Source organism: Marinobacter sp. 2_MG-2023 (assembly GCF_030546935.1).
In the GTDB taxonomy this organism is placed as follows: domain Bacteria; phylum Pseudomonadota; class Gammaproteobacteria; order Pseudomonadales; family Oleiphilaceae; genus Marinobacter.
Genome location: NZ_JAUOPH010000003.1, coordinates 436408 through 462378, shown reverse-complemented (window position 1 = coordinate 462378; position 25971 = coordinate 436408). Strand labels below are relative to the sequence as shown.

The 25971-nt window shown below is 51.5% G+C and carries 27 protein-coding genes; 13 read left to right on the top strand and 14 right to left on the bottom strand.

Features of this window, described 5'->3' with window-relative positions; genetic code table 11:
* Positions 1–238: 238 nt before the first annotated feature.
* From Q4501_RS09435 to Q4501_RS09410, 6 genes are all read left to right on the top strand, one after another.
* Positions 239–1222, top strand: coding sequence for a hypothetical protein (locus Q4501_RS09435; RefSeq protein WP_303595968.1), 984 nt, complete (start codon positions 239–241; stop codon positions 1220–1222).
* A 388-nt stretch (positions 1223–1610) separates the two neighbouring features.
* Complete coding sequence (locus tag Q4501_RS09430; RefSeq protein ID WP_303595967.1) at positions 1611–2012, top strand: hypothetical protein; 402 nt, start codon at positions 1611–1613, stop codon at positions 2010–2012.
* A gap of 111 nt (positions 2013–2123) precedes the next feature.
* The gene (locus Q4501_RS09425; protein ID WP_303595966.1) at positions 2124–2456 is read left to right on the top strand and encodes a YnfA family protein; all 333 of its coding nucleotides are present in this window, start codon (positions 2124–2126) and stop codon (positions 2454–2456) included.
* A gap of 110 nt (positions 2457–2566) precedes the next feature.
* On the top strand, positions 2567–2842 hold the full coding sequence (locus Q4501_RS09420) for a YrhK family protein (RefSeq protein WP_303595965.1): 276 nt from the start codon (positions 2567–2569) through the stop codon (positions 2840–2842).
* Positions 2843–2852: 10 nt separating this feature from the next.
* A complete protein-coding gene (locus tag Q4501_RS09415; protein WP_303595964.1) occupies positions 2853–3722 on the top strand; it encodes a CHAD domain-containing protein in 870 nt (289 codons plus the stop codon).
* Positions 3723–3773: 51 nt separating this feature from the next.
* Positions 3774–4664: an ADP-polyphosphate phosphotransferase gene (locus Q4501_RS09410; protein ID WP_303595963.1), complete on the top strand. Its 891-nt coding sequence runs from the start codon at positions 3774–3776 to the stop codon at positions 4662–4664.
* On the opposite strand, the gene Q4501_RS09405 is transcribed toward Q4501_RS09410, so the two are convergent.
* Positions 4643–4777 carry a hypothetical protein gene (locus Q4501_RS09405; protein WP_303595962.1) on the bottom strand — a complete coding sequence of 45 codons (135 nt, stop codon included), beginning with the start codon at positions 4775–4777 and terminating at the stop codon, positions 4643–4645. The genes Q4501_RS09410 and Q4501_RS09405 overlap by 22 nt on opposite strands.
* A gap of 171 nt (positions 4778–4948) precedes the next feature.
* Between Q4501_RS09405 and Q4501_RS09400 the strand changes: the two genes are divergently transcribed.
* Complete coding sequence (locus Q4501_RS09400) at positions 4949–5731, top strand: enoyl-CoA hydratase (RefSeq protein WP_303595961.1); 783 nt, start codon at positions 4949–4951, stop codon at positions 5729–5731.
* Here the strand turns inward: Q4501_RS09400 and Q4501_RS09395 are convergent.
* Genes Q4501_RS09395 through Q4501_RS09385 form a run of 3 tightly spaced genes read right to left on the bottom strand, consistent with a single transcriptional unit; the run spans position 5728 to position 7928 of the window.
* Positions 5728–6258: a DUF192 domain-containing protein gene (locus Q4501_RS09395; protein WP_303595960.1), complete on the bottom strand. Its 531-nt coding sequence runs from the start codon at positions 6256–6258 to the stop codon at positions 5728–5730. The two genes, Q4501_RS09400 and Q4501_RS09395, sit on opposite strands and share 4 nt — an antisense overlap.
* Positions 6222–6983 (bottom strand): ABC transporter permease, encoded by a 762-nt coding sequence (locus Q4501_RS09390; RefSeq protein ID WP_303595959.1) that lies wholly within the window; start codon positions 6981–6983, stop codon positions 6222–6224. The genes Q4501_RS09395 and Q4501_RS09390 overlap by 37 nt, the downstream gene beginning before the upstream one ends.
* A gap of 12 nt (positions 6984–6995) precedes the next feature.
* The gene (locus Q4501_RS09385) at positions 6996–7928 is read right to left on the bottom strand and encodes an ABC transporter ATP-binding protein (RefSeq protein WP_303595958.1); all 933 of its coding nucleotides are present in this window, start codon (positions 7926–7928) and stop codon (positions 6996–6998) included.
* Positions 7929–8062: 134 nt separating this feature from the next.
* On the opposite strand from Q4501_RS09385, the gene Q4501_RS09380 reads away from it, so the two are divergent.
* The 3 genes from Q4501_RS09380 (at position 8063) to cls (ending at position 10383) form a co-directional block, all read left to right on the top strand.
* Positions 8063–8536, top strand: a complete 474-nt coding sequence (locus Q4501_RS09380) for a hypothetical protein (protein WP_303595957.1) — start codon at positions 8063–8065, stop codon at positions 8534–8536.
* 26 nt (positions 8537–8562) lie between these two features.
* Positions 8563–8871 (top strand): hypothetical protein, encoded by a 309-nt coding sequence (locus Q4501_RS09375; RefSeq protein ID WP_303595956.1) that lies wholly within the window; start codon positions 8563–8565, stop codon positions 8869–8871.
* Positions 8872–8952: 81 nt separating this feature from the next.
* Positions 8953–10383 (top strand): cardiolipin synthase, encoded by a 1431-nt coding sequence (gene cls / locus Q4501_RS09370; protein WP_303595955.1) that lies wholly within the window; start codon positions 8953–8955, stop codon positions 10381–10383.
* A 27-nt stretch (positions 10384–10410) separates the two neighbouring features.
* On the opposite strand, the gene Q4501_RS09365 is transcribed toward cls, so the two are convergent.
* From Q4501_RS09365 to Q4501_RS09330, 8 genes are all read right to left on the bottom strand, one after another.
* Positions 10411–11877 carry an ABC transporter permease gene (locus Q4501_RS09365; RefSeq protein WP_303595954.1) on the bottom strand — a complete coding sequence of 489 codons (1467 nt, stop codon included), beginning with the start codon at positions 11875–11877 and terminating at the stop codon, positions 10411–10413.
* Between the two features lie 17 nt (positions 11878–11894).
* Entirely contained in the window at positions 11895–12545 is a 651-nt protein-coding gene (locus Q4501_RS09360) for an ATP-binding cassette domain-containing protein (protein ID WP_303595953.1), read from the bottom strand.
* On the bottom strand, positions 12545–13420 hold the full coding sequence (locus Q4501_RS09355; RefSeq protein WP_303595952.1) for a putative selenate ABC transporter substrate-binding protein: 876 nt from the start codon (positions 13418–13420) through the stop codon (positions 12545–12547). Before Q4501_RS09355 ends, Q4501_RS09360 begins: the two co-directional genes overlap by 1 nt.
* Positions 13421–13568: 148 nt before the next feature.
* The gene (selD, locus tag Q4501_RS09350) at positions 13569–15845 is read right to left on the bottom strand and encodes a selenide, water dikinase SelD (protein WP_303595951.1); all 2277 of its coding nucleotides are present in this window, start codon (positions 15843–15845) and stop codon (positions 13569–13571) included.
* Entirely contained in the window at positions 15845–16510 is a 666-nt protein-coding gene (locus Q4501_RS09345; protein WP_303595950.1) for a phage tail tube assembly chaperone, read from the bottom strand. The genes selD and Q4501_RS09345 overlap by 1 nt, the downstream gene beginning before the upstream one ends.
* Positions 16511–16550: 40 nt before the next feature.
* Positions 16551–16949, bottom strand: a complete 399-nt coding sequence (locus Q4501_RS09340) for a hypothetical protein (protein WP_303595949.1) — start codon at positions 16947–16949, stop codon at positions 16551–16553.
* A 116-nt stretch (positions 16950–17065) separates the two neighbouring features.
* Positions 17066–18586, bottom strand: coding sequence for a bifunctional GNAT family N-acetyltransferase/carbon-nitrogen hydrolase family protein (locus tag Q4501_RS09335; RefSeq protein WP_303595948.1), 1521 nt, complete (start codon positions 18584–18586; stop codon positions 17066–17068).
* A gap of 98 nt (positions 18587–18684) precedes the next feature.
* On the bottom strand, positions 18685–19563 hold the full coding sequence (locus Q4501_RS09330; protein WP_303595947.1) for a hypothetical protein: 879 nt from the start codon (positions 19561–19563) through the stop codon (positions 18685–18687).
* 274 nt (positions 19564–19837) lie between these two features.
* Here Q4501_RS09330 and Q4501_RS09325 point away from each other — a divergent pair, with 274 nt between their 5' ends.
* Positions 19838–20392 (top strand): DUF4442 domain-containing protein, encoded by a 555-nt coding sequence (locus Q4501_RS09325; protein ID WP_303595946.1) that lies wholly within the window; start codon positions 19838–19840, stop codon positions 20390–20392.
* A gap of 20 nt (positions 20393–20412) precedes the next feature.
* On the opposite strand, the gene recQ is transcribed toward Q4501_RS09325, so the two are convergent.
* Positions 20413–22281, bottom strand: coding sequence for a DNA helicase RecQ (recQ, locus tag Q4501_RS09320; RefSeq protein ID WP_303595945.1), 1869 nt, complete (start codon positions 22279–22281; stop codon positions 20413–20415).
* A 187-nt stretch (positions 22282–22468) separates the two neighbouring features.
* Between recQ and Q4501_RS09315 the strand changes: the two genes are divergently transcribed.
* Both Q4501_RS09315 and Q4501_RS09310 read left to right on the top strand, forming a co-directional pair.
* The gene (locus Q4501_RS09315; protein ID WP_303596194.1) at positions 22469–23662 is read left to right on the top strand and encodes a 1-acyl-sn-glycerol-3-phosphate acyltransferase; all 1194 of its coding nucleotides are present in this window, start codon (positions 22469–22471) and stop codon (positions 23660–23662) included.
* A 36-nt stretch (positions 23663–23698) separates the two neighbouring features.
* Complete coding sequence (locus Q4501_RS09310; RefSeq protein ID WP_303595944.1) at positions 23699–24358, top strand: alpha/beta hydrolase; 660 nt, start codon at positions 23699–23701, stop codon at positions 24356–24358.
* Between the two features lie 64 nt (positions 24359–24422).
* Here Q4501_RS09310 and Q4501_RS09305 read toward each other — a convergent pair whose 3' ends face one another.
* Positions 24423–25835 carry a TrkH family potassium uptake protein gene (locus Q4501_RS09305; RefSeq protein ID WP_303596193.1) on the bottom strand — a complete coding sequence of 471 codons (1413 nt, stop codon included), beginning with the start codon at positions 25833–25835 and terminating at the stop codon, positions 24423–24425.
* Positions 25836–25971 lie beyond the last annotated feature (136 nt).

The window sequence follows — 25971 nt, the reverse complement described above, 5'->3', positions numbered from 1 at the left end:
ATCATTCTCGCTACGGAAATAGCTTGAAACACCGGATTCATGGGCATTCATGCGCTTTTGTCCTTGGTATCCGTAACGTGCGGGTTCGATGCTTTTATCCGGAATCGAGAGAATGCCACTAAATCCCCTTTCCGAATCAAGCGGTTTTGACGATTCTCCGACTACTGAGTAGTTTGACTCATTAGGGCGAAAGGGCTCCGCCCTCAAATCTCAAAACCCTACAGGGAATGGTGCCTCAGTGAAGTCAGTTGAAAAGATAAAGACGCAGAAGCTTGTGACTCGAATTGAATCAGGGAACTTCGATGAGAATGACGTTGACAGCCTGTTTATGAAACTTAGGGCTTACTCATACGGCTTCTCGGTTTTCAGAGAGATCGCTGACTTTGTGGCTCACAATGACAATCGGGATCGTGGCCTCGCAAAACAATCTCTCGAGAACATGTACCTGTCTATGAGGTTTTTTCTGGAGTTTAATGCAACGAAAAAAAGTCTCGATCTATCCAAGCCGTTTCCCATTTGGATAAAGAAGCTGATGATTCTCCAAGTAGGGAAATGCGAAAAGGGTGCTCTCAAAGAAAAGTTCAATGTTAATCCTGAAAGACTGGTAAAGCGGATCAAAAAACATTTCAAAGAGGATGCTGAGTCAGGGCTCGTAATTTGGAGTAAAGAAGGAATAAATGGAAATACTTTAAAAGCTATTCAGTACGTAATGAGTTTTATTAGCGGCAGAGCTGCATTTACTCAAGATGATCTCATCCATGATCTCATCGGGGTTCTGAAGAAAAATAGAATAGACTTTGACCCCCTGGTCTTTGAGGGACTATCAGACAAAATAACGGTCTGTGTCCTATTGCTGCTCCATAAAACTCAATTTGAAATCGGCGGTCACAAGACTGCCTTTTGTAGTGTGGCAGCCGAGAAAAGTCGTATTCCTCACAATGTCCAATACGTTGATACCAATGGAAATCCTGTAGATCACCACGAATTCTTTGGGCCGTTGTTTGTTACCGGCACAGTGTTTGTAGAGAGGGATGGGAAGGACTTGGGAGTCTCTCACTCCGTGATGTCGACGAATCTCGATGCTGAGACTTGGTGTTCTCAGAAGTTGATGCGGATCGAACCATGGGCAGATGACAATCCAAATTCACTCTGTAAAAAGCTAGATCTTGATGATGACCTTACGGTAGATGAGGACTTCAAACTGGCGCCCAGCCCCCGCTAGACCTTGCTTCCGGGATTTTGTACACCTGCTTGTACAACTGTCAGTCTCTTCTGCTAACTATCTGATTTATGAATGGAGTTCGATGGTGGCCCGGAGCACCATTAAAACCACCATCCCACAAAGCCTCAATTCCAAACCAGTTCCCTTCAGTTCTATCCTGTTTACAGACGTATTCCCGTTTGCTTTCGAACAACAGCTTTCCAGAGATGCTCTTTTGAGGAAGTAACTCGATGACGTGGTGATACCAGGTGGAGTGAGCTAAGCTTCTGTTAAAATGAAAGATTAAGGCTCCGTGGTAGAAAGCAGAATGCGTCATTATGTTGAACATACTCTTCTGCACTACCGCGGAACGCGGTCTAATCACCGTTAGACGCTATAGGAGCAATCGATGCTTACGGCAGTCGCTTCAAAGGCATTGGTGATTTGGGCCAGCATCCTTGTTTTAGCAATTGCCAATGGAGTACTGCGTGAATTCGTACTTATACCGTTCCTCGGAACCCCGGCAGCTCTTGTGCTAAGCGGGTTGTTGCTTTCAACCTTGATCATCGGTGTCGCGTACTTATCGCTTCCTTGGCTGCAAGTTCGTCGCCCCGTTCAGCTCTGGGCCATTGGGTTGGGCTGGCTCGCACTCACACTCATTTTTGAGATTTCGTTTGGGCTCTGGCAAGGCAAATCGTGGCCCGAGCTGCTTGCGGCTTATACGTTCAAAGGTGGCAACGTCTGGCCAGTTGTTCTCGTCGCAACGGCCGTCGGGCCGTACATTGCCGCTCAGTTGAGGGGGAGTGCGTAGTGCGCCAAACCTGCCAATTAAGTTCGTTCCGGCCTGCGGCCTACACCGGATGCCCCTGTCGGGGCGCCGCTTTGCTCAGGGTTATGTGTTACTGCCAACAGGGGAATTTCGTTGCCTGAGCTGAAAACAGTCGGCCTTTTTCTTGTCACCGCATTGGCAGAGATCGTTGGTTGCTATTTGCCTTACCTCTGGCTTCGTGAGGGCAAAACCATCTGGCTTTTGGTGCCAGGTGCGTTGAGCCTTGCAGCATTTGCGTGGTTACTGTCGCTCCATCCAACCGCTTCTGGCAGGGTCTATGCTGCGTATGGCGGTGTGTATATTTTTATGGCGATTATGTGGCTTTGGGCTGTTGATGGGATTCGCCCAACGGTTTGGGATTTGGTTGGGTCTTTCGTTGCGTTGGTGGGTATGGCTATTATTATGTTTGGCCCGCGTACCACATAACCAACAGCTTTAGTCCGCTGTCCTACATGAACCTTGCTAAACAGGGGCCTTACGTATCAATAGAAGTGCATCAAACGTTACGCTGCCGTCTGAAAGGAGACCTTGACCGAATGGATGAAGACCGCACCGACAACCCACTTACCCTGAAGTTTGGGAACGAAGAGCTGGTCATTCGTCGCCGTTACGAATTAATCAGTATCATCAATGACTTCTTTATCGCTATCTGGTTTCTGGTGGGCAGTATTCTGTTTCTGTTTCCCGAGCACGAGAAGTCGGCTGTCTGGCTGTTTATTATTGGTAGCTTTCAGTTTCTGGTTCGCCCGACCATCCGACTCATCAGTCACATTCATATACAGCGAATTCCTGCCAGCAACTGGGAGAGTTAGAGGAGGAGGTATGCGATATCGTCTCAGCTCTGATGGAAGCTTGAACAAGCACCTTTGCAGGCTGCTTCAGTCTATCAATGATGATATTGCACTCGCTCTTTTACGGGCCGTCCGCGACCCGGAAACCGGGATCCATGAGGCACGCAAAGGCTGCAAGGAGATACGTGGGATACTGAGATTGCTGCGGCCTCAATTGGGGGAGCGTGAATTCAGCTATTGGCAGGATTTCTATCGCTCACTTTCTAGCAAACTCTCGGGCCATCGCGACCACCTGGTTCGGGAGCAGACCTGGCAAAATCTTGTAAGTGAGACCCCGCGTCTTCAACGTAAAGCATTCGTGAGCCTAGCCAGGTTTCTTTCATTGTCGCCCGAACCGGCTATTCCTGATAACAAGAGCAGGGATACATTTCTGGAACTTGCTCTGGATGTGGTTGAAAAGAGTGATATGTTTGGGGGGCGGGACCTTGCGAAATCTCTGGCCGAGCTGCTCCCAAACCTTAAAACTATCTACCAGAAAACACGCGATGCAGAGAAAATCGCCAATGGATCGGATGACATCGAAAGCTTTCACCGATTCCGAAAACGTTCCAAGGACCTGTTTTATTGTCTGAGGGTTCTTAAGCCGGTGTTTGGTAAAAGCATCAAGCCCATAGTTGCTAATCTCCAGAAGTTGACTGAGGTCCAGGGGTTGGCCAATGACCAGGCCGTCTTGCTGGAGTTCCTGACTGAACATCGGGACGCCCTGGGTATTGATGATTCACATTGGGAGCTGGTAGAGAGTCTTATAACTAAAAGGCTTTTGGGGTTTCAAAAACAATCCCACAAAATGGCGAAAAAGCTCCTGTCAGAATCGCCTGGAGCTTTCATTAAATTTCTATAGACGTCAGTCAGAGATGGTTACTAATCACTGAGGATCGGGAGCGCACTATCAATGAAGGTCAAGTTCGATACGAATCGATTCCGCGTCAAAGAAGAAGAGGTTGTAGAGCTTGGTCAGTGGCCCACCAAGGTGAAACCTTTTTACAAATCCAAAAAAGATTATAAAGAGCTTCTCGAAAGTCAGGTGTCTGAGTTGAGTGAGCTGCAAAAAAAACACTATGCCTCTAACCGTCATGCGGTGCTGTTTATTTTTCAAGCGATGGATGCAGCCGGCAAAGATGGGGCTATCAGGCACGTGATGTCTGGCGTCAACCCCCAGGGCTGCCAGGTTTCCAGCTTCCAACACCCCAGCGCCAAGGAGCTCGACCACGACTTTCTCTGGCGCACAAATAAAGCACTGCCGGAACGTGGCCATATTGGTATTTTTAACCGTTCCTATTACGAAGAAGTGCTGATCGTGCGGGTGCACCACGATATCCTCCATAGCCAGAACCTGCCCGATGGATTACTCGACGAATGCACTATCTGGGAGGGCCGGTACCAATCTATCAGCGACATGGAAGCTCATTTACATCGCAACGGGACGCATATCTGCAAGTTTTTCCTGCACCTCTCGAAAGACGAGCAGCGGAAGCGCTTTATTGATCGCATTGATAACCCGGATAAAAACTGGAAGCTCAGCATGGCCGATATTGAAGAGCGGAAATACTGGGATGACTATATGCGGGCCTATGAACATTGCCTGAGCAATACCAGTACCGACGAGTCGCCATGGTATGTGATACCCGCCGATGACAAGAAAAACGCTCGACTAATGATCGCTCAGATCATTATTAACACGTTCAAGAGTCTCCCGATTGCCTATCCAAAGGTTTCTCCGGCGCGCCGGCGTGAGCTCAAGCAAATACGCAAAACGCTAACTCAAGGCTCTGGGGCGGTCTGAATCCTATTGATATCGCCCGTTGGTACCGCTGGCTCATCAATCATGAGCACGTAAATGCCGCCACCAATAATGGCCGCTGTGAGAATGGCTTTGAGTAAATTGGAGTTGAACATTGGCTCCTCCATTTCTGAATTCGTTGCTATAGGTACAGACCTATGGGCGCTTTCGGATGTTAACAACCCTTTGATTTGCATTCTACAAAAGTCGCTTCGACAGCCAGCGCACGCTGTCCGATACTGGATGGCTCTATAGCTCTGGCTTCCAACAAAAAGAGGTAGTGAATCGTGACGGACCTGCTGCTAAAGCATACTGACGAAAATGGCATAACCACTCTCACATTGAACCAGCCTGACCGACGAAACAGTCTTTCCATGGCGATGTTGGGAGCGCTCTCTGATGCGCTTAAGGTCTTGGCAACTGACGACACGACACGTGTGGTGGTTATTGCGGCCGAGGGCAAGGTTTTTTGTGCCGGGCACGATCTAAAGGAAATCCGTGAGGAGCTGGACAGCAATGAGTTCCAATTGGCGCTATTCAGGCGGTGCAGTGCGGTCATGCAGCAGGTTGTCAATTTGCCGAAACCGGTCATTGCGAGAGTAGCGGGTGTGGCAACGGCGGCGGGGTGTCAGTTGGTAGCCAGCTGTGATCTGGCTGTTGCGGCGGATTCCGCGCGTTTTGCTACGCCGGGTGTAAACATCGGGCTGTTCTGTTCAACTCCTATGGTGGCCTTGTCCCGCAATGTTTCCCGCAAGCATGCCATGGAGATGCTCCTTACCGGGGAGCTGATAAGTGCTGCGCGCGCGGAGCAGCTTGGGCTGGTTAACCGTATTGTTGATGAAACACTGCTGGATGAAACGGTTTACACGATGGCTCGTACAATTGCAGAAAAATCCGGGCATACACTGAAGATAGGTAAGGGCGCTTTCTACCAGCAACTGGAGATGTCGCTGTCCGATGCTTATGACTATACGGCTGAGGTAATGGCTGAAAATATGCGTGCCGATGATGCTCGAGAGGGCATATGTGCGTTTCTGGATAAACGCAAGCCAGACTGGAAGGACTGCTAGCGAGGCTTGCAGTCCTGTTTTTCCAGTTTGAGGGTGTCTCCCAAACCGATGCCATTTGCCTCAAAAAATCCCGCGTTCATTTCTACTGCGGAAATGAACGCAACGCCAGATGGATAGCTGGGGCATCGGGAGCCATCCCTGGAGGTGCAGGGCACCATCTGCCTGATACTTCCGATTGAACCCTTCTCGTCGAGGTAAGCAATATCCAGCGGGATGAGGGTTTGGTACATCCAGAAGCCATGATCCGGGCTCTGGCTTTGCTGATACTCAAACAGCATGCCTGAGCTGGCTCCCAGAGACTCTCTCCCCATCAAGCCCTTGCGTCGCTCTTGCGGTGTTGCAACAAGTTCAAGGCTGACATTGATTGTGCGAGTATCGGTGACGAAACAGCCTTTCAAAACCGGCAGGTCTGCCGTGGGCTCCGCATCGGTGCTGGCGGAACATCCCGCCAGAACAAGGGCAAGAAAGAGCAGGGCGCACCGGTAATTCATCAGGAGCGAAGCCGGTAGCCGGTTTTGAATATCCACCAGATGCCCCCCATACAAGCCGCCAGGAATAGCAGGGTCATGCCTACGCTAATACCCACGTGTACATCCGAAACACCATAAAACGCCCAGCGAAAACCGCTGATAAGGTAGACCACCGGATTGAACAGGCTGATGGTCTGCCAGATTTCAGGCAGCATATCGATGGAGTAAAAAGTGCCGCCAAGGAAGGTCAGCGGGGTCACAATCATCATGGGAACAATCTGAAGCTTTTCGAAGCCGTCGGCCCAGATACCAATGATAAAGCCGAACAGGCTGAACGTTACTGCCGTCAGTATAAGGAAGGAAAACATCCAGAACGGGTGCAGTACGCTGTAGTCTACAAACAGCTTGGCCGTGGCAAGGATTATCAACCCCAGAATCACTGATTTGGTGGCGGCTGCACCCACGTAGCCCAGCACGACTTCAACATAGGATACAGGGGCAGAAAGCACCTCGTAGATCGTGCCCGAGAATTTCGGCATATAGATACCGAAAGAGGCGTTGGAGATGCTCTGCATCAACAGAGACAGCATAACCAGCCCCGGAATGATGTATGCACCGTAATCGATGTTATCGATCTCACCCATGCGAGACCCAATAGCCGAGCCAAAGACAACAAAATACAGACAGGTAGAGATGACCGGCGAAAGTACGCTTTGCATCAGGGTGCGCCGCATGCGGGACATTTCAAAGTTATAGATGGCTTTAACACCGTAAAAATTCATGCCTTTCTCCAGTTAGCCTGCGGTTTTTTCATGCACCAGGCCGACAAAAATCTCTTCCAGGGAGCTCTCCCGGGTACGCAGATCGCGGTACTCAATGCCTATGTCGCCGAGGGTGCGCAGCAAACGCGCCACGCCAGCTTGTTCCTGTTGCGAATCAAAGGTGTAAATCAATTCATAGCCATCCTCTGACAATTCCACCGGTTCCAGGGTGAGCTCGCCGGGCACTTTGTCGAGCTTGTGCTGAAGTTGCAGGCGGAGTTCTTTCTTACCAAGTTTGCTCATCAGCAGGCTTTTGTCTTCCACGAGGATGATTTCGCCCTGCCGAATAACCCCGATACGGTCTGCCATTTCTTCCGCTTCTTCGATGTAATGAGTCGTGAGAATGATGGTTACGCCGTCTTCCCGAAGCTTGCGGACCATCTCCCACATATCACGGCGTAGTTCAACGTCTACACCCGCTGTGGGTTCATCCAGGAATAGTATCCGCGGCTCGTGAGAGAGGGCCTTGGCGATCATCAGCCGGCGTTTCATGCCGCCGGAGAGGGTCATAATGCGACTGTTGCGCTTGTCCCACAGCGAAAGATCCCTTAGCACCTTTTCAATATGGGCAGGATTGGGCGCTTTGCCGAACAGGCCACGGCTGAAAGACACCGCATTCCAGACAGTTTCAAAGGAATCGGTATTGAGCTCCTGTGGCACCAGCCCGATGGTTTCGCGGGCTTTGCGGTATTGCTTTACGATGTCATGACCTCCGGCTTTGACCTCGCCGGACGACAGGTTGGTGATGCCACAGATGATACTGATCATCGTGGTTTTGCCCGCACCATTGGGGCCGAGCAGAGCAAAAATCTCGCCGCGGTTTATTTCCAGGTTGATATTCTTGAGGGCCTGAAAACCGCTCTCGTAAACCTTGTTGAGGTTCTTAACAGAAATATCCGGCTGCACGGGTGTATCCTGTTCCAGAAGATGGGTCGTAAATGAAAGCGCAGCATTTTCTCATGTCTGGCGCCGGTTTAGAAATTTTTGAATTGAGGCAGATAGTGTCCATAATGCCTCAACTGTTTTAACTGGGTGTGGGTATGTTACGAGCGATTGTGGTTGTAGGTTTCATCTTGGGTCTGATTTCAGTCATTGTATTTGGCCCCACCTGGATGCAGACCACAGAAAACAAAGCCACTGATACCGACTTGCCCGCTTGCGACCTCCTTTCAGGGCCCTGTGATTGGGAGGCTGAATCTGGCCAATGGCAGGTGGAACTGAAAACTATAGGCGATAAGGGGCAGGGCACAGAATATGAGCTAAGGGTTATCGCCCCAGCAGCACCGGATCGGTTCCTTGCAGTATTACGCGGCGAATCCATGTACATGGGAGAGTATCCGGTTCCGCTGCGGAGTGAGAAAGATGGTAGTTATTCCGCTCACTTTACCGCACCTTTCTGCACCATAGACTCCGAAATGGTGTGGCGCATTGACTTGCAAGCAGGCCAGAATGCACTCTCGGAACCAACCCCATTGAAACTGACATTCCAGGCTCAACATAACCCACGCCCTTAAATTGATTCAAACTCTGAGAAAACGTGATGGATTACGGTGAAAGTGTACAAAAAGTGTTGATGCGAAAGATCCGCAAAGCCGAACAGGATCTGATGCAACTGAAGCTGGACTACTGCCGCTTTGTCTTCGGGCTGGCACAAAGAGCCAGAGTTGTTTCAGGGGGCGTCACTTATCTGGTTCTTTCTGTTGATGTAGATTCTATGGTTTCTACGGAGGAGGGTGCATTTACCCGCCCGGACTTGGCGGGAGTCCCTGTGGACAAGCCAGATCAGGTGGAGAGCGTTCAGCTGGGGAATGACTGGGCACTGGAGCACTGCAACAAACAATCGAAGTAGCTTATATCAGTGCGTTTGCAGTAAAAGCGGCGTGGAGGCTGATGAAGTCACGATGGGTTTTGTATCCTTAAAAGGAGTCCGATGACCATTATTCTGGTGCTCCACACACTTCTGGTAATAACGTTTACTGTCCGAATTCTGCTGCGTGATGACCTTTCGCCTCCGGGACGGCTGGCCTGGTTTATCGTTTTGAATGTGTTGCCTTATTTTGGCAGTGCCATTTACTTTCTGTTCGGTGAAATTGATCTTGGCCATCGCGCGGACAGACGTCATAAAGAAATCTTTGAGGAAATCCGGTCGAAAGCCTCGTGGTTTATGGGTGAGGCCGCGAACACTGAACAACTGATTGAGCCGGTCTATCGGCCGGCCTTTCGCTACGCAGGTTCAATCAACAGGTTCTATCCTTCGGCGGGCAACGCCGCTGAACTCATGGCTGACGGAGAAGAGACGCTCACGCGAATGGTTTCGGATATTGATGCAGCCACAGATCATGTGCATGTGCTGTATTACATCTGGCTCGATGATAATACCGGCCACACCATAGCCGAAGCGCTGATCCGCGCAGCGCGAAGGGGGGTTACTTGCAGGGCTATGGCTGACGGCCTTGGGTCGCGGGCAATGATCAATTCCCTGCTGTGGAAACGCATGAGAGACGCTGGCGTTCATCTTGCTGTTGCACTATCACTTAAGCATCCTATCCGCACAATTCTCACCAGCCGGCTGGATCTTCGTAATCACCGGAAAATCACAGTAATCGATTCACGGATAACCTACTGTGGTAGTCGCAACTCGGCTGACCCCGAGTTTCTGATCAAATCAAAGTACGCGCCCTGGGTTGATATCATGCTGCGGTTCACCGGGCCCGTTGTTGCACAGAACCAGTTGTTGTTTGCGAGTGACTGGATGCAAGCTACCAACCAATCCCTGGATTGTATTTCGTTATCTTCCGCACCAGCGACAGGTGGTTTCCCGGCACAGGTAATGGGCGTGGGGCCAACCGAGCGTCACGGCGCCACGCCACAGCTCTTCGCCAATCTGATAGCCTGTGCCCAAACCGAAATGACACTCTCCACACCTTACTTTGTTCCGGATGCGACGGTTCTGGAGGCTCTGTGCGCGGCTGCTCATCGCGGTGTCGCGGTTTCACTGATCTTTCCCAAGGTAAACGACAGTTGGATCGTGGCGGCTGCAAGCCGAAGCTATTACCATCGTCTGCTGGATGCAGGGTGTGTTATTCATGAATTCAAGGGGGGCCTTCTTCATGCAAAAACCCTCACAATCGACAGCAAGGTCAGCCTGATTGGATCTTCAAATCTGGATTTACGCAGCTTCGATCTGAATTACGAAAACAACATCCTTCTTCAGGATGAAGAGATCACTCTTGCGATCAAAGAACGCCAACAGACCTATATAAGCCGCTCTGAAGTCGTCGATTTGCCTGGGGTTCTGGGCTGGCATTATTACCAAAGAATCTGGCACAACGTGATCGCAACTATAGGCCCGGTTCTATAGAGCCAGGACAGATCGCTAATCAGTGAATCAGCAGTTAGGCAGGGTTTGCAGAGCCAGTTTGCGGCGAATATAACGCCCAAGAGCATCCACGCCGATGTTGAGCAGGGCGGTTACCAGGATCAGTACCATCGCTCGGTCAAACCGGATGTTCTGAATGGCACTGTCGACATAAAACCCGAGCGTATAAATGCCAAGAATCCCGAGGATGGCTGTTTCCCGCATGATGATTTCCCACCGGTAGAAAAGAAATGCCAGGAATGAACGGTACACCCGGGGCACCAGCTCCCAGGTGTACCGGTTAAAGCCGGTTGGCGCATCCGGGCGGAGCTTGAGGGAATTGGTCTGCCTTCCGATCAGGTGCCCGATGATTCCGCCATTGTGGAGTGCCAGAGCAACCACCGCTGGCAGCATCGAGGGCCCCCAGAGTTGCAGTAGAATGTAGGCCAGAATGTACTCAGGCGTCGAGCGTACAATAACCAGAGCTACATGGCCGGCGCTACGCCTCATAGGCCCGCCGAAATGATTGGAGATCAGAGGGAATGCAAGCAGCGAAAGAATACCTGTAGCGACCAGCGCAATCTGCGTTAGCACAACAGTATTCCAGATGCCGGGCATAGCTTCATTGATCATCAGGTCGTTCAGCCAGGGCGTAAGCCCTGCCAGGCCTTCACCATTACGCAATGGTGCTGGAACTATATCTTCGGTGAAGAACCTAAGTACGTTACCCCAGACAATGGGCAACCCCTCACCGAGAAAGAAAGGGGCCCCAAGAAGATAGATGGGAAGCAGCTTTGGACGCACCCAAAGGGGCATGGTGGCAATCAGTACATAGAACAGAATCAGCATTGCGCCGGCGTCTGAATACAGGCCCTGTGAAAATGACGCCTCAAGATAGAAACCTAGTGTAGGCAGGCCAACAAAGCCGAGAATGGCACTGGAACGCAGGCCGCATTCCAGTCGGTAGGCTGTATAGGTTCGCATCTTCACCCAGCAGTCCGGAATTCGGGTATAAAGGAAGGCAACAATGTTCCCCGTGCCCGGCGGCAGGGCTCGTCCAGGCTCTGGATCAGCCTCTTCGAGTATTTCCGAATATACCTTGGCAAAAATCCCGGCGTAGGGGATAGCGATGGCCAAAACGCCGGTGAGTGGATGAAAGCCAAAAAACTGAAGGAAGATCAATGCCCAGAAAAGTTCGTGAATGGCACGGATAAACGCACAGAAGATACGCACGGGCAGAGACTGATAAACCAGCGCCAACAAGAAGCCAAAAAAACTGCCAAGTGCAACACCAACGAATGCGAAAGCGACGGTTCGCAGTAGTGCTGTCAGTAACCCTTCACTACTGAAAAAATTGGGAGTGACAATTCCCAGAAAGAAGTTGCCCAAATCCCGCCATGGGTTGGATGCGGTGATGGCAATATCCGCAAAGAGCAATCCGACCAGGGCGATGGCCAGGAAAATGAAGCTGATACGAACCGTTGGGGAAGCGAACATGAAACGGCCCGTGTTACCTAGTAGAGAGACATTATGTCTGTAGCGGCAAGATTCTCGGTTGGTTGATCCAGAGCAATCTGGCCACTTTCTATACCAACAATCCGGTTACAATAATGTAGCGCGAGATCCACATCGTGAAGCGCGATGACGCTGGTTGAGAATCGGCCCCGGAGGTGCGTCATTACCGAGTTGGCCATGGGGCCATCGAGAGCGGACACAGGTTCGTCTGCCAACAGAACGGCCGCGTTGCGGTAAAGCGCACGGGCAACGGCTACACGCTGCCGCTGGCCGCCAGAAAGAGAGGCAGCAGGTGTCCAGAGTTTGTCACCCATGCTCAGGGATTCCAGCAGGCTAAGCACTTCTGCCTTGTCTTTGGCGAAGGGCCGGGCAAGCGTTAGAGTGCTGTACCAGGTCGCATGCTTGTCCAGTTGCCCCATGAATACGTTATGAAAAACCGAAAGGGCGTTAACCAGGCCCAGGTCCTGGGGAACGAGGGAGGAATTCCTGTTAATCCGTTCATGAATCAAGCGAATCAGCGTGGACTTGCCCGCGCCGCTTTTTCCCACCAGAGCGATTTTGTCACCAGGATTAACCTTTAGCGAAAGCGGGCCAATGACCCGCTTACCGCTAAATGATGCCGTCAGGCCAGAAAGATCAAAACCCGACATCAATCGAGGATTCCGATCTCTTCGGCTGTTTTACGAATCGGCTCATAATCGTCGTTTGAGGCGGGAATGAATCCTGAACGTGGAAAGCTTTCCAGAAGCTCCGGGTTATCGAGATTCAAAAGCGCCTCTGTAACGCGTTGCTTGAAACCTTCCCCAAAACGATCGTTTACATCACCACGAATCGTCCATTGATAGTCCGGGTAAGCCGGTGTTTTCCAGATCACCTGAACCGCATCGGTATCAATGTTTCCGTCGCTCAGCTCTTTCTCCCAAACCTGAAAGTTGAGCGCACCTACTTCGTAGGTGCCTGCTTCAACAAGTCGAAGAGTGCGTGTGTGGTTACCACTGAAGCCGACACGTGAGAAAAAGTCCTCAGGCTTTGAGCCAAAAGTGTCGCGCACATAGAACTCTGGCATCAGCCTGCCAGACGTCGAGCCCTTGGAACCGAAGGTAAAGGTTTTACCCTGTAGCTCATCTTTCAGATCTGAAAGTTCATCAGCTGGCGCAATACCTGTGTTGGAATTGGCAATAAAGTAGGTTTCGAACGCTTCATCTTCCACGCCTTGAGCTATGGCTTCAGAGCCTGGCACCAGTCTGCGGGCCTGAACTCCCGAAAGGCCACCAAACCATGCAAGCTGAACCTGATTATTACGGAATGCTGAAACGGCAGCTGCATAGGACTTCACGGGAATGTAGCGAACGTCCACATCAAGTTGCTCGGAAAGGTAATCCGCTACTCCACGAAAACGCTCGACCAGTTTGGTTTCGTCTTCATCCGGGATCGCAGTGAATACAAACGTCTCAGCCGATGCCGCAGCAGCGGTGAAACATAAAAAGCTGGAAAGCATCAACTTCCGTATGATATTCAAAGCCATTTGAATTCCTTGATTTGTTATCTGATTGATTAAACAGAAATGCCGCTTACGTATTAAATCATAAGCGTCTGTGAGTTGGAGGATACTCTGATTTCCTGTAACCCTGAACCGCTATGGATCTCATCATGGCTACGTCGGGCGCTACTTCTCACTCTCGCAACGTGATCGGTTCTATGGACCCGTTTTCATCCTGAAGGGTAACCCTCCCGATGATAGCTGCGTGCGGATACCCCAGCGCTTTGAGTTCCCGGACGCAGTCTTCCGCGTTATTCACCGATACGCCTGCCAACAAACCACCTGCGGTTTGTGGGTCGAAAATAAGTGGATAGCGAGGGTGTTTTGCCCACGTCTGCTGATCCCGGATACTACAACACATCCGTATATTCGCCGGCTGCAAGGAGCTGAGAACGCCTGCCGCTGCTGTTTCTTCAGCTCCGGGTAAGATCGGGACAGCTGCAAGATCCAGTTCCGCATCCACTCCGGAAGGTTGCGTCATCTCTAACAGATGGCCCAGCAACCCGAAACCGGTTACATCCGTACAGGCTTTTGACCCAAAACGTCGGAAGCAGTCTGCGGCGGATTTGTTGGACTGAACCATAGAGGCGAGGGCGGAATCAATCCAGCGACCTTTGGCTGCAAGGCGTGCGTGGGCCGCAAACAGTGTTCCAGTACCTATCGGCTTGGTGAGGATCAGGACGTCGCCCGCTCGCAAGCCACCTTTACTCATCACCTGATCCGGATCAATCAAGCCATTAACTGCAAAACCCAGCGCAAGCTCACGACCCTCTCCCGTATGCCCTCCAACCAAGGCGCAGCCGGCTTCATTTAGCACATCGACGGCACCAGACATCATCTGGAATACCACGTCTTCAACTTTGGATTCAATGCCGTAGGGTACCGTAGCCACAGCGGTCGCACTCTGAGCTTCCGCGCCCATGGCATAGATATCACCGAGGCTATGGTTCGCTGCGACGCGACCAAAGGTGTAAGGGTCATCGATGAACGCCCGGAAGAAATCGACAGTGTGAACCACGGCTTTTCCGGGAGGTACTCGTAAAACAGCAGCGTCATCTGGGGCATGAAGGCCAATGATGATGTCGTTCCGATCGATAGGTCTGAGTTCACCCAGAGCCCTTAACAGTGCGGTGTTGCCTACTTTAGCACCGCACCCTCCGCAGCGCATGGCAACCGCCGATATAGCCTGAGCGGCGTCTTCGGAATTCTGTGCTGCGGCGGTATCGGGCAGGGTAGCGACTTCTTCCATGGGCGGGAGATCGGTGAATTTTTTCATGAACTGGCGATCAATCCAGTCTTTCCAGCGCCACACCATAGTGCCGTCAAACTGCATATCGCCGCGAGACGCTACTGCAAATTTATCGCCAGTACTGATCAGTGCCAGCCATTTTTTCTGGGGATGAAAGTCCTTTGGTGCTTTGCCCAGAGCCATACGCTTGAGGTTATCCGCAAGAGGCGGTCCTTGGCGTACCGCAAACACTCCGGCTTTTTCCCGTGGGTGATTGATTACATTGGCAATGTCACCTGCGGCGAAAATGCTGTCATCATTTTCAACCTGTAGCGTGTCGCGAACACGCAGAAACAAGCCTTCATCCAATGCGAGCCCGGTTTCCTCAAGCCACGACGGTCCGCCCGCTCTGGTTACCCAGAGAACTTCATCTGTCTGCAAGGTTTCGCCAGCAGCCGTACGTAAAAGCCCTGCGCCAACTTTTTCAACAGGAGATCCAAGGTGGAGTTTTACCCCACGCTCAGAGAGGGTTTTCCGGAAGACTTCACGGACCTTGGCGTTATGGGTAGGAAGAATTTCCTCGGCAGCATCAAATAGATGAAAATGCAGTTGATCGGAATCCTGACCGCGCTGCTTCAGCTCATTTTTCAGGCGATACTGCATTGCCAGTGTAAGCTCGACGCCCCCCGCACCTGCGCCCACAACAGCGACAGTAAGCGGACCCTGGTGACCTTCAATCCGCGTAAGCAAGGCGAGCCAGCGATTGTTGAAGCCGGTAATTGGTTTTACCGGAACCGCGTGTTGTGGAGCACCTTCAACCTCATTCACTCTGGGAGAGGAGCCAATATTGATCGACAGTATGTCATAGGGAGCATCTGGACGATCTTTACAAATCACACGTTTGTTATTTCGATCAATTCCGGTAGCTTCTGCGCGGTAAAAGCGTGCACCGGCAAACTCGGCCAGGCGGCTCAGATCAATATGAACATCATCGTAGGTGTAATGCCCTGCAACATAGCCAGGTAACATTCCGGAGTAGGGGGTATGGGTGTCTCGGCAAATAAGGGTCAGCCGGACGCCGGGAACCGGTTTCATTGCAAACCGTTTGAGTACCCCGACGTGGCTGTGCCCGCCGCCAATCAGAACAATGTCCCGTAAAACAGGCTGGTCAGGCGTTAGCATCAACTAATTTTCTTGGCTTCGACTGTAAACTGGTCAGAACCTTTGATGTTTGTAAAACCCTTCAACGTTTCCAGATCGGCGGCTGATGGGTTGGCAATCTGGTCAATCGAGGTGATTCCTGCCTCTTTCATTTTTTTCGCAGTCGCCGGCCCGATACCTTTCACCAGAGTAAGATTGCTTTTATCAACCGGTTTTTTGGCTCTGGCTGCTGGCGCCTTCGCCACTGCAGGCTTTGAAACAGCTGCTTTCTTGGCTGCCGGCTTCTTGGCTGCGGCTTTCTTGGGTGCAGCTTTTTTAGGTGCGGCTTTCTTGGCTGGCTTCTTGGTAGCAGGCGCCTTTTTGAGCTCTTTTATGCTCTCTTTTTCGGCTTTACGAATATCTTCTTTAGAAGCAACCCCCAAGCGTTCGAGTATGTTGGATTGCAGCTCATGGAACTCGTCCAGGCGGCGCTCGAACTCATCGTTAAGGCGCTTCATCTCACGTTCGCGAAGCTCATCAACGTCTTTCAAAAGCTTACGAACCGGATCCTGAACCTGATGTTGAAGGGTTTCAAACTGCTTCATAGCATCGCTGATCAGTCCTTCGATTTGAGAGGATGTTTTCTCAAATTCCTGGTTTACCTTCTTAACGATCTTTTCAACACTCGCTTTGGCTTTCTTCGCCATGGGGTTGTCTCCTCGCAGACAAATAAAACGGATAATGTGATCAGGCCATCTGCCGGAATCCGGGCATGGAACCTGAGGAACGACGTGATTTTAACGACTGCTTTTTGGTAAGAACTTCTCTGATGCGGCGCAGTTTTTCTTCAAGTGCGGTACCGCCGTCAGACTTCAAGTCAACAAAATCAATAGAATAGAAGAAGTTGCTGCAGTGCTTTCTGCGCTCGGTAATAAGCCCCGTAACATTCTCCGCACGAATCTTATCAAACGGCATGTCCATAATCAGATCGAGTACCACGGTATCACCCGGATTGAACATTTTGTCCGTCTTCATAACGCAACCATATCCATCCAATTCGAAAAGCGCAGCCTCGACCCGTTCCTTTCGGAACAGGCCGTGCCGGACAATGAATCGGGCGACAAGATCGGGCAACGCTTCTTTCATGAATACAGGGTCTCTAACAGAGATTACTTGATATTGATTAAACAATAGACACTGGCAAGCTATTATGCAACGCCATCAGTGCCATACGATAAACCTTTGAGGCTGTTCTTCAACACTTAACGGGTGATAATTTCATACATATCAATTCTGCGGTCTTTAATGTTGGTAACAGAGCCTTCATTGCGTACCAGTTTGAGCTTTTCCAGGTCCATATCCGAGAACATGATCATCTCGGTATTTGGTGTCGTTTCTGCCATCACGGCATCATGAGGAAAGGCGAAATCTGAGGGCGAAAACACGGATGACTGAGCATACTGTACGTCCAGATTTTCGACCTTCGGCAAGTTTCCTACGCTACCGGTAATTACCACGTAACATTCATTCTCGATCGCACGAGCCTGGGCACAGTGGCGGACACGCAAATAGCCGTTTTTGGTGTCTGTCCAGAAAGGCACGCAGATAATATCGACTTCGTTTATGGCTGCAATTCTGCCCAGCTCAGGAAACTCGATGTCATAACAGATAAGAATGGCAACGCGCCCGGCATCTGTGTCAAAGACTTCAAATTTGTTCCCGCCTTCTATAACCCAGTCGCGACGTTCGTGAGGCGTAATGTGAATCTTGCGTTGTTCGTCCACCCGGCCATCCCGGTGACACAAATAGGAAACATTGAAGACCCGGTCGTTTTCCAGTAAAGGCATAGAGCCGGTGATAATGTTGATGTTGTAGCTCACAGCCATTTCGGACATGCGATCCCGAAATTGTTGGGTGAACCCGGCGAGAAAGCGGATAGCGCGGGTTTGGTCTACCTGGTCAGTCAGCCCCATCAGCGGCGCGTTGAAAAATTCCGGGAACAACGCAAAGTCGCTCTTGTAATCCGACAATGCATCTACGAAATACTCAACCTGCTCCAGTACCTCTTCAACAGATAAAAATTCACGCATCTGCCACTGAACGGCACCCATACGGACCTGGGTTTTCTTTTCGTTCAACACTGAGGAGGGCGGGGTATAAAGGATGTTCCGCCATTCAAGCAAGGTCGCATACCCCTGAGACTTCTCATCCTCCGGGAGGTACTTGTGCATTAGCCGGGTGACCTGAAAGTCATTCGACAACTGGAAGCTCAGAATCGGGTCGTAAATGTCTCTGCGGTCGACCCGGTCAATGTACTCGGCAGGTGAACACTGATCCGAATACTTGAAATAACCAGGTATACGGCCTCCAGCAAGGATAGCGCGCAGGTTAATGGCGCGGCAAAGCTCCTTGCGAGCTTCGTATAACCGTCGGCCAAGGCGATAACCACGGTAGTCCGGGTGAATGAAGACATCCAGTCCATACAGGGAGTCACCGTTTGGGTCATGCCGGATTTGTTCGTTGCGTTTGATGAGATCGTCATAGGTATGAGGGTTACTGAAGCGCTCGTATTTGACGGATACCGTAAGGGCCACAGCAACCAACTGCCCCTTGTCCTCAATACAGATCTGTCCATCCGGGAACTGTTCAACCAGCGCTTTGATGGTGTCTTTTGGCCAGGCACCGCCAATATCGTCATACACCCGGTCCATCAATACCTGGAGTTGTTCGTAATCATCAAGTGTCAGGTTGCGAAGATTAAGATGCAGTTCTTCATGGGCCATTCAGCGGGGCTCCTGTATGGCTGGGAATGGATTTGATAACCAAGTTTAACAGAAGGCTTCAAATAGGTCGCACAGGGAGCTAAATACCTGCGTGGGGCTCAGCGACTAAGCAGCTCAAGGCGCCAGCGCAGGTTGCGCAGCGTTTGGCGCCCCAGGTTGTCAGATTCATCACTTAGAAACGGATTTTCCAGAACGATCATCGTGCGACGATCAAGGTTAAGTGTCGAGACCGCGGCTGCGTAATATTGCTGGAGAAAAGCACCGAAACTCCCATCCCGGATAGCTCGTTCCATTCCCAAGTGCAGGCGGTGTGCCGTGGCGAGATCTTCAGGCCCGACAAACAGGTAAGAGGGCATTGGATAAGCCAGCATCAGCGTTGGCTCTATTACCAGCTCCGGATCATTTTCAACTCCAAGGTCGTTCAGAACTTCGCTGACGCCCCTGGCAAAACAGTCGAAGCGCTCATTCTTCAGCATGCCGAACAGGATTTCATAGCGGGAATGGGTAATTACGGGTATCTTATTTTCGATCAGGACCGGCGTGTCCGGCCAATGCGAACCCTGGCCTATCCGAATGCCTTTCTCACGAAGATCTGCAAGAGAATGGATGTCCTCGAACAACGGAAGGCTTTCAGCTGTAACGACACACACTCGAAAACCAAGCAGTCCACCATCCACAGGAACCGGAACTGGGGTGAGAAAAACTTCTCGCTCTACCGAAGTAGCCACATTCGCTATATCCAGCAGGCGGTTATCGCCTTGCGCGAGCTCCCGCAGCGCTCGGCCCTGGCTCAGCTCCTGACTTCTAAGAATGCGGAAATCGCCGTATTCCGGTGTTTTCTGCAAGGCGAGGCTAACCAAAGCATGAATCGCCGGGCTGTCGTAATTCCGGTACCACAGAACATAATCTTGCGAAGGGGGGTTAACTGAATGATCGACAGCCCACAGTGTCGTGGATGTGCCCGCTAATAAAAGCACAACAGCGACAGTTAACCTGACACCCAAACGAACACAAGCTGAAAAGCCGTGGCCACATCTCAATTTCTGAATCCTTTTTCTTGTCTGCTCTGAATCCATTCCTGCGAACTCAATACCTGATCGCACGTGCATCGCGGTTTATGCATCTTCGCTCTTACTCTAGATCAGAATGAATATGGCGAGTGTGAATCCAGCAAAAATATTGTAAAAGAGTGTTGCGATGTGCAGGTGCCATTGTAATGATTCGCTCCAGGCAAAATTCAGGAGCGTAAAAATGGCCTTAATTGACAGTATTATCGGTGCAACCGGAAACTGGATTTCCACAACGGACCCTAAGGCAACCTTGGCACAACCTGTCGAGTGGTTAAAGAAAACCGGGGGATATGCGGCCGTGAATCGCATCATAGGATTGTCGATTCCGTTTGCGCCCCGAAATCGCTTCAGTGTGGAAGAAGTTAGACCAGGATATGTTCGAGCGCGCATACAGCTGAAGGGCAACAAGAACCACTTCGGTAGCTTGTATGCCGGCGCCTATTTTCTTGTAGCGGAAATTCCTGGTGGGGTGCTCACGCTGTTTGATCTTGGCCCGGCCTACACGCCAATCCTGAAGGAAATGACTCTTGAGTTTCTGCAACCGGCTAATTCTGATGTCACAGTGGAGTTCTCTCTGTCGCCGGAAGACGTTGCTTCAATCCGAGCAGATGCCGACTCTACCGGCCGCGCCAAATTCATGCTGAAAGGGGAGTTACGTGATGGTGATGGCAATCATGTTGCTACATCTATCGCGCAGTACCGGGTACGCAAGAAAGGATTCCAGCAGGCTGCATAAATGAAAGCTCCGGCATTTCCTCATGCAGGATCCAGCCGGGCGATGGCAGAGAGGAATATCTCACCATACTTCTCCAGCTTTGCAGCGCCGACGCCGCTTACGCCAGCAAGCTCATCAAGGGTTTGCGGCTTGCGTTCAAGCATATCGAACAGGGTGGTGTCATGGAAAATAACGTAGGGTGGCACTCCCTGCTTGTCAGCAAGCTCCTTGCGACAGGCTCGCAAGGCGTCCCAGCCGGCATGATCAGTTACCTGATCCTTGACCGCGCTGCCGGTTCTGCCGCCAGACCCACGCCCAGCCGATGCCTTAACAACCGGATCCTTGCGCAATTCAACCTTGTGTTCACCTTTCAGTAGTGGCCTGCATTGTTCAGTTAATTGAAGAGCGCCATAGCCCTCCGGGTCGGCCCGCAGGTATCCGTTAGCCACCAGTTGCCGAAACACGGATTTCCACTCGTTTACGGAGAGTTCCGTTCCTATGCCGTAGGTTGAGACCTGATGGTGACCCGACTGCATAACCCGCTCGTTTTCCGAGCCGCGCAGGACATCAATCAGATAGGTAACCCCAAAGCGTTGTCCGGTGCGGAATACACAGGATAGAGCCTTTTGAACAGCAACTGTTCCATCCCATGTTTCGGGCGGATTAAGACAGGTGTCACAGTTGCCGCAAGGCGCCTCAAGCTCGTCACCAAAATAGTTCAGCAATACCTGACGACGGCATTTTGTGACTTCACAAAGGCCCAGCATGGCATCCAGCTTCTGCCTTTCTACACGCTTGAAGTGATCATTCCCCTGAGAGGCTTCCAGCATCTGCCGAAGCTTGATCACATCCTGCAGACCATAAACCATCCATGCAGTAGAAGGCTTGCCATCACGGCCTGCACGGCCGGTTTCCTGATAATAGGCTTCAAGGCTCTTAGGCAGGTCAAGGTGAGCAACAAAGCGCACATCGGGCTTATCGATGCCCATGCCAAAGGCAATGGTGGCCACAATAATTACCCCGTCCTCCCGCAAAAACCGCTCTTGATTCTGGGCCCGGTCATTTGCTGGGAGCCCGGCGTGATAGGGCAATGCGGTGTAGCCTTTTTGCGCCAGCATTTTTGCTGTGGCATCAACCTTATTACGCGAGAGGCAATAAACAATCCCGCAATCTTCTTCATGTTCTGCTTTTATAAAATCCAACAACTGTTTGTTTGCATTGGTTTTCGGGGCTATCCGATACTGAATGTTAGGGCGATCAAAGCCACTTATGAAATGCCGGGCTTCGGTCAGGGATAGGCGTTCGGCGATTTCCTTACGAGTACGCTCATCAGCGGTCGCAGTCAGCGCAACCCGCGGAACGGTTGGAAACTCATTTGCCAATACCGCCAGCTGCAGATAATCCGAGCGGAAATCGTGCCCCCATTGGGAAACGCAGTGGGCTTCGTCGATGGCAAACAATGAGATGGACGCGTCATGAAGCAGCTCCAGGGTACGGGGCTGAATCAATCTCTCCGGAGCACAATACAGGAGGTCCAGTTCACCGGTGCTCAGCGCATATTCGGTAGCCCGCGCCTGCTCAAAATCCATCGTTGAATTCAGGAAGGCTGCCCGCACTCCCAGTTCTCGAAGGGCTGCAACCTGGTCCTGCATCAGGGCGATCAGCGGCGAAATAACGATGGCCGTGCCTGAACGAACAAGTGCGGGAACTTGATAGCAAAGCGATTTACCACCGCCGGTGGGCATCAAAACCAGGGCATCTCGGCCTGCGGCCAGCTCACGGATGATCTCACCCTGCAACGGACGAAAGGACTCATAACCAAACACCTCATGCAATACCTGTTCAGGGCTTCTGCCGGAGGTAGTTGGGCGCTGTGCAGAGAGCTGTTCAAAGTCTTGGTCGGGATACATAGAATAACCGGCTAATCGCTATGCTGGGGTGAAATCTGGTAGCGGATCATACCAGATTCAGCGCAAGGAAAGGCCTTAAGGGCAACCTTTGGGGAGGCAAAACCACAGAAGAAACGTTACAATGGCGCGGTTTCAAACTACCGTTTCACGGCTCAACATAATCGTTACTGATAACAACAGGGCACCCATGCAGGAATTTGACGCCATCCGTCCGTATTCGGACGACGAAACTGGCCCCGCAATTCAACGATTGTTAAACGACCAAGAATTTCTGGATATGGTGGGGCGCTTCAAGTCGCCGGCACTGGCGCGCTGGGCACCCTCACCACTAAGGTTTTTTACGCGCCGCTGGCTCGCTAGCCATTTTGGCCATGTTACAGAGGTGGATGAACTTCAAGCCGGGCTTTCCGGATATATCGGTGAGCTGATTACAGGTACGACCACCCGAGTTACCACCAGCGGTGTGCAGGATCTCAGTAAAGATGGCGCCTACCTGTTCATCTCGAACCATCGCGACATTGTGTTCGACCCGATGGTAGTCAACTACCTCCTTTTTCAGAACGGGCTGCGCACCACACGAATAGCTATTGGCGACAACTTGCTGGCCAATCCCGTTTTTGCCGAAATGATGCGCCTGAACAAGAGCTTTATTGTTCGCCGCAACATGACAAGCCCGCGTGAAATGCGTGACGCCTATATTCTGCTTTCGGGATTTATTAATCACAGCATCGCTAATAACGAGAACATCTGGATCGCCCAGCGAGAGGGGCGTGCAAAAGACGGCCTGGATTTCACCGATCCTGCCATCATCAAGATGTTCTACATGAGCTGTAAGAAGAGCGGCCTTAGCTTCGCTGAAGCAATGAACAAGCTCCGCATCGTTCCGGTATCCATATCCTATGAATACGATCCATGCGATGGCGACAAAGCCCGCGAGCTGGAAACCAAGGCTAGGGCTGGCAGCTATAAGAAAGCGGAAGGCGAGGACACAGAGCAGATCATGAAAGGCCTGACCGGTTTTAAGGGCCATGTGCACGTTCATTTTGGCGCTCCCATTGTAGATGCACCTGAAAATGCCAAAGAGCTTGCAGCCCTGATCGACCATGAAGTGCATGCCAATTACCACCTGCATGCCTCTAATCTGGTGGCCTACGAGAAGCGTGGACTGCATTCCCCCGGGATCATGGATGCAGAGAAGATCCGTGAATCTGTGGTAACTGCCGGAAACTGGTCTGAAGATGACATGCAGGTCGCACGCCTGGAAATGGAAAAAAGGTTGGAGGCTTGTGATCCCGACATCCGACCCTACCTACTGGACATGTATGCTAACCCGGTGCAGACCGCGTTAAATGCAAACACCAGTGAGAACACTCCGGATTAATCCGGACCACACATTCTTTAAAAGACGAGGTACTGCGTGCAGGATCTTCAGTATATTGAGGTAGAAACCCGAGCCAACCCTACAGCGGCCGTTATCTGGCTGCACGGTCTCGGCGCCAGTGGCCACGACTTCGAGCCTGTAGTGCCGGAGCTAGGTTTACCGGACGATGCTGCCGTACGTTTCATCTTCCCGCATGCGCCCAACTTGCCTGTCACTATCAATGGTGGCATGACCATGCCTGCCTGGTATGACATAAAAGCCATGGATATTGACCGGGTTGTGGACACCGAACAGCTGATGGATTCTGCCCGGGCGGTAGGCAAGCTGATCGAGCAGGAAATAGAGCGCGGTATTCCTGCAGAGAAAATCATTATTGCCGGTTTTTCACAGGGCGGAGCAGTTGCCTATGAACTGGGCCTGTCTTTCCCAAAACGCCTTGCAGGTATTCTGGCGCTCTCGACCTACTTCGCCACAGAGAAAACTGTCCAGCCGTCGGAAGCAAACGCAGGTATTCCTATAAACGTCTATCATGGCACTGCCGATCCGATGGTTCCGGAAACACTGGGCGTGCGAAGTGTCGCAGCACTGAAAGGCATGGGCTACGATCCCGCGTACATGACCTTCCCGATGGAGCACAGCGTGTGCCTTGAAGAAGTTCAGGACATAGGGCGTTTTATCTGCAAGCACGTACTCTGACAACCCCGTCGGCTGGATAGGCTCCAGAGACGGCAACGGGCTGAGGCGGGCTTGTTCCGCTGCCTCAGCTGCGCCAGAAAGCTGGTGAAAGCACAATGACCACGCTCAGAATCTCCAGCCGCCCCATGAGCATACCGACAGCCAGCACCCACTTGGCGGCATCGGGCAGTGGGCCGAAGTTCCCCGCAGGGCCAATAATGTCGCCCAACCCAGGCCCTACATTGGTCAAGGCTGTAAGTGCCCCGGATAAAGACGTAATGAAATCGAGCTGCATAGCGGCCAGCGCAACGGTGATCAGCAACAGACACAACAGGAATATAAAGGTGTAGGCGATCATCGACGCGATGATATCGTCACTGACAGCACGGCCATTGTAATTGCGAGTCAACACCGCACGGGGGTGCAGTAAACGGATCATTTGCTCCCGCAGGACGATCACGGATAACTGAAAGCGGAAAATTTTCATGCCCCCTGAAGTGGAGCCTGAACACCCACCAATAAACATCAGGAAGAAAAACAACACAAAAGCCAAGGGTCCCCAGGCCGAATAATCCTCTGACGCGTAGCCAGTTGTTGTTACAACAGATGTTACATTAAACAGCGTTGCAACATAGTTATGCAGAGGATCAAAAGGCACAGGAGAAACAGCCCAACGATATAGAGTGAGAAGAGCAGGCACCACTAGCAAGATAGTCAGGAACAACCTGACCTGCTGATCCCTGAAGAGCACCCCACGCTGGCCGTGGAGCTCCCTTACAAACAGAAAGAACGGCAAGCTGCCGATCATCATGAAAAATGAAGCTTCCATCAATATCAGATCATTGAACTTACCCATGCTCAGATCTGAAGTAGAGAAGCCGCCAGTGGCGATACTGGTCAAGCCATGGTTGAAGGCATCGAAGAGCGTCATGCCCGAAAGCCAGTAGGTCACAACTGCGATGATCGAAAAGCCGAGATAGACAAAAAGCAGACCGCGGCTAAGTGTTTTCATTCTCGGAAGCGCCTTGTCAGTCCACTCCGATGACTCAGTAGCGAACAGCCGCATTCCGCCAACACGGAGGAATGGCAGCACAGCTACGAACATGCCGATAATCCCGATCCCGCCTATCCACTGCAGGATAGAGCGCCAAAGGAGCAGGTCCCTGTCCATGGTATCCAGACCACTTAACACAGTCGCTCCAGTCGTGGTTATACCGGAGGCACCCTCAAAAAATGAATCTGCCGCAGAAATACCATGGCCACTAAGGTAAAAAGGGAGTGAAGAGAGCAGGGCGATGATGAACCAGGAGGAGACCGTAAGCACGAACATATAACGTGGCTTCAGCTCTCGGGGTTGTCTGTACGTGGACACAATACCCAGCAAACCAATGCCGAAGACAATCGCCGCCGACTCCACAAACGACGCTGCGTTCGGCGCTTCCGAGCCGAGTAACAGAAATATCGGCAGCGTCATGAATATGCTCAGCAGCACAAACATAAGGCTGACAATAAAAACAACGGGATAGAGGTTTCGCAATGGATGCCCGAATCAGCTGAACCGAGAGATGCGTCAGAATACCTGCGGTGAACCACATCCGCAAGGTAACCGGGGGCCTGTAGCTTTATGAACCACA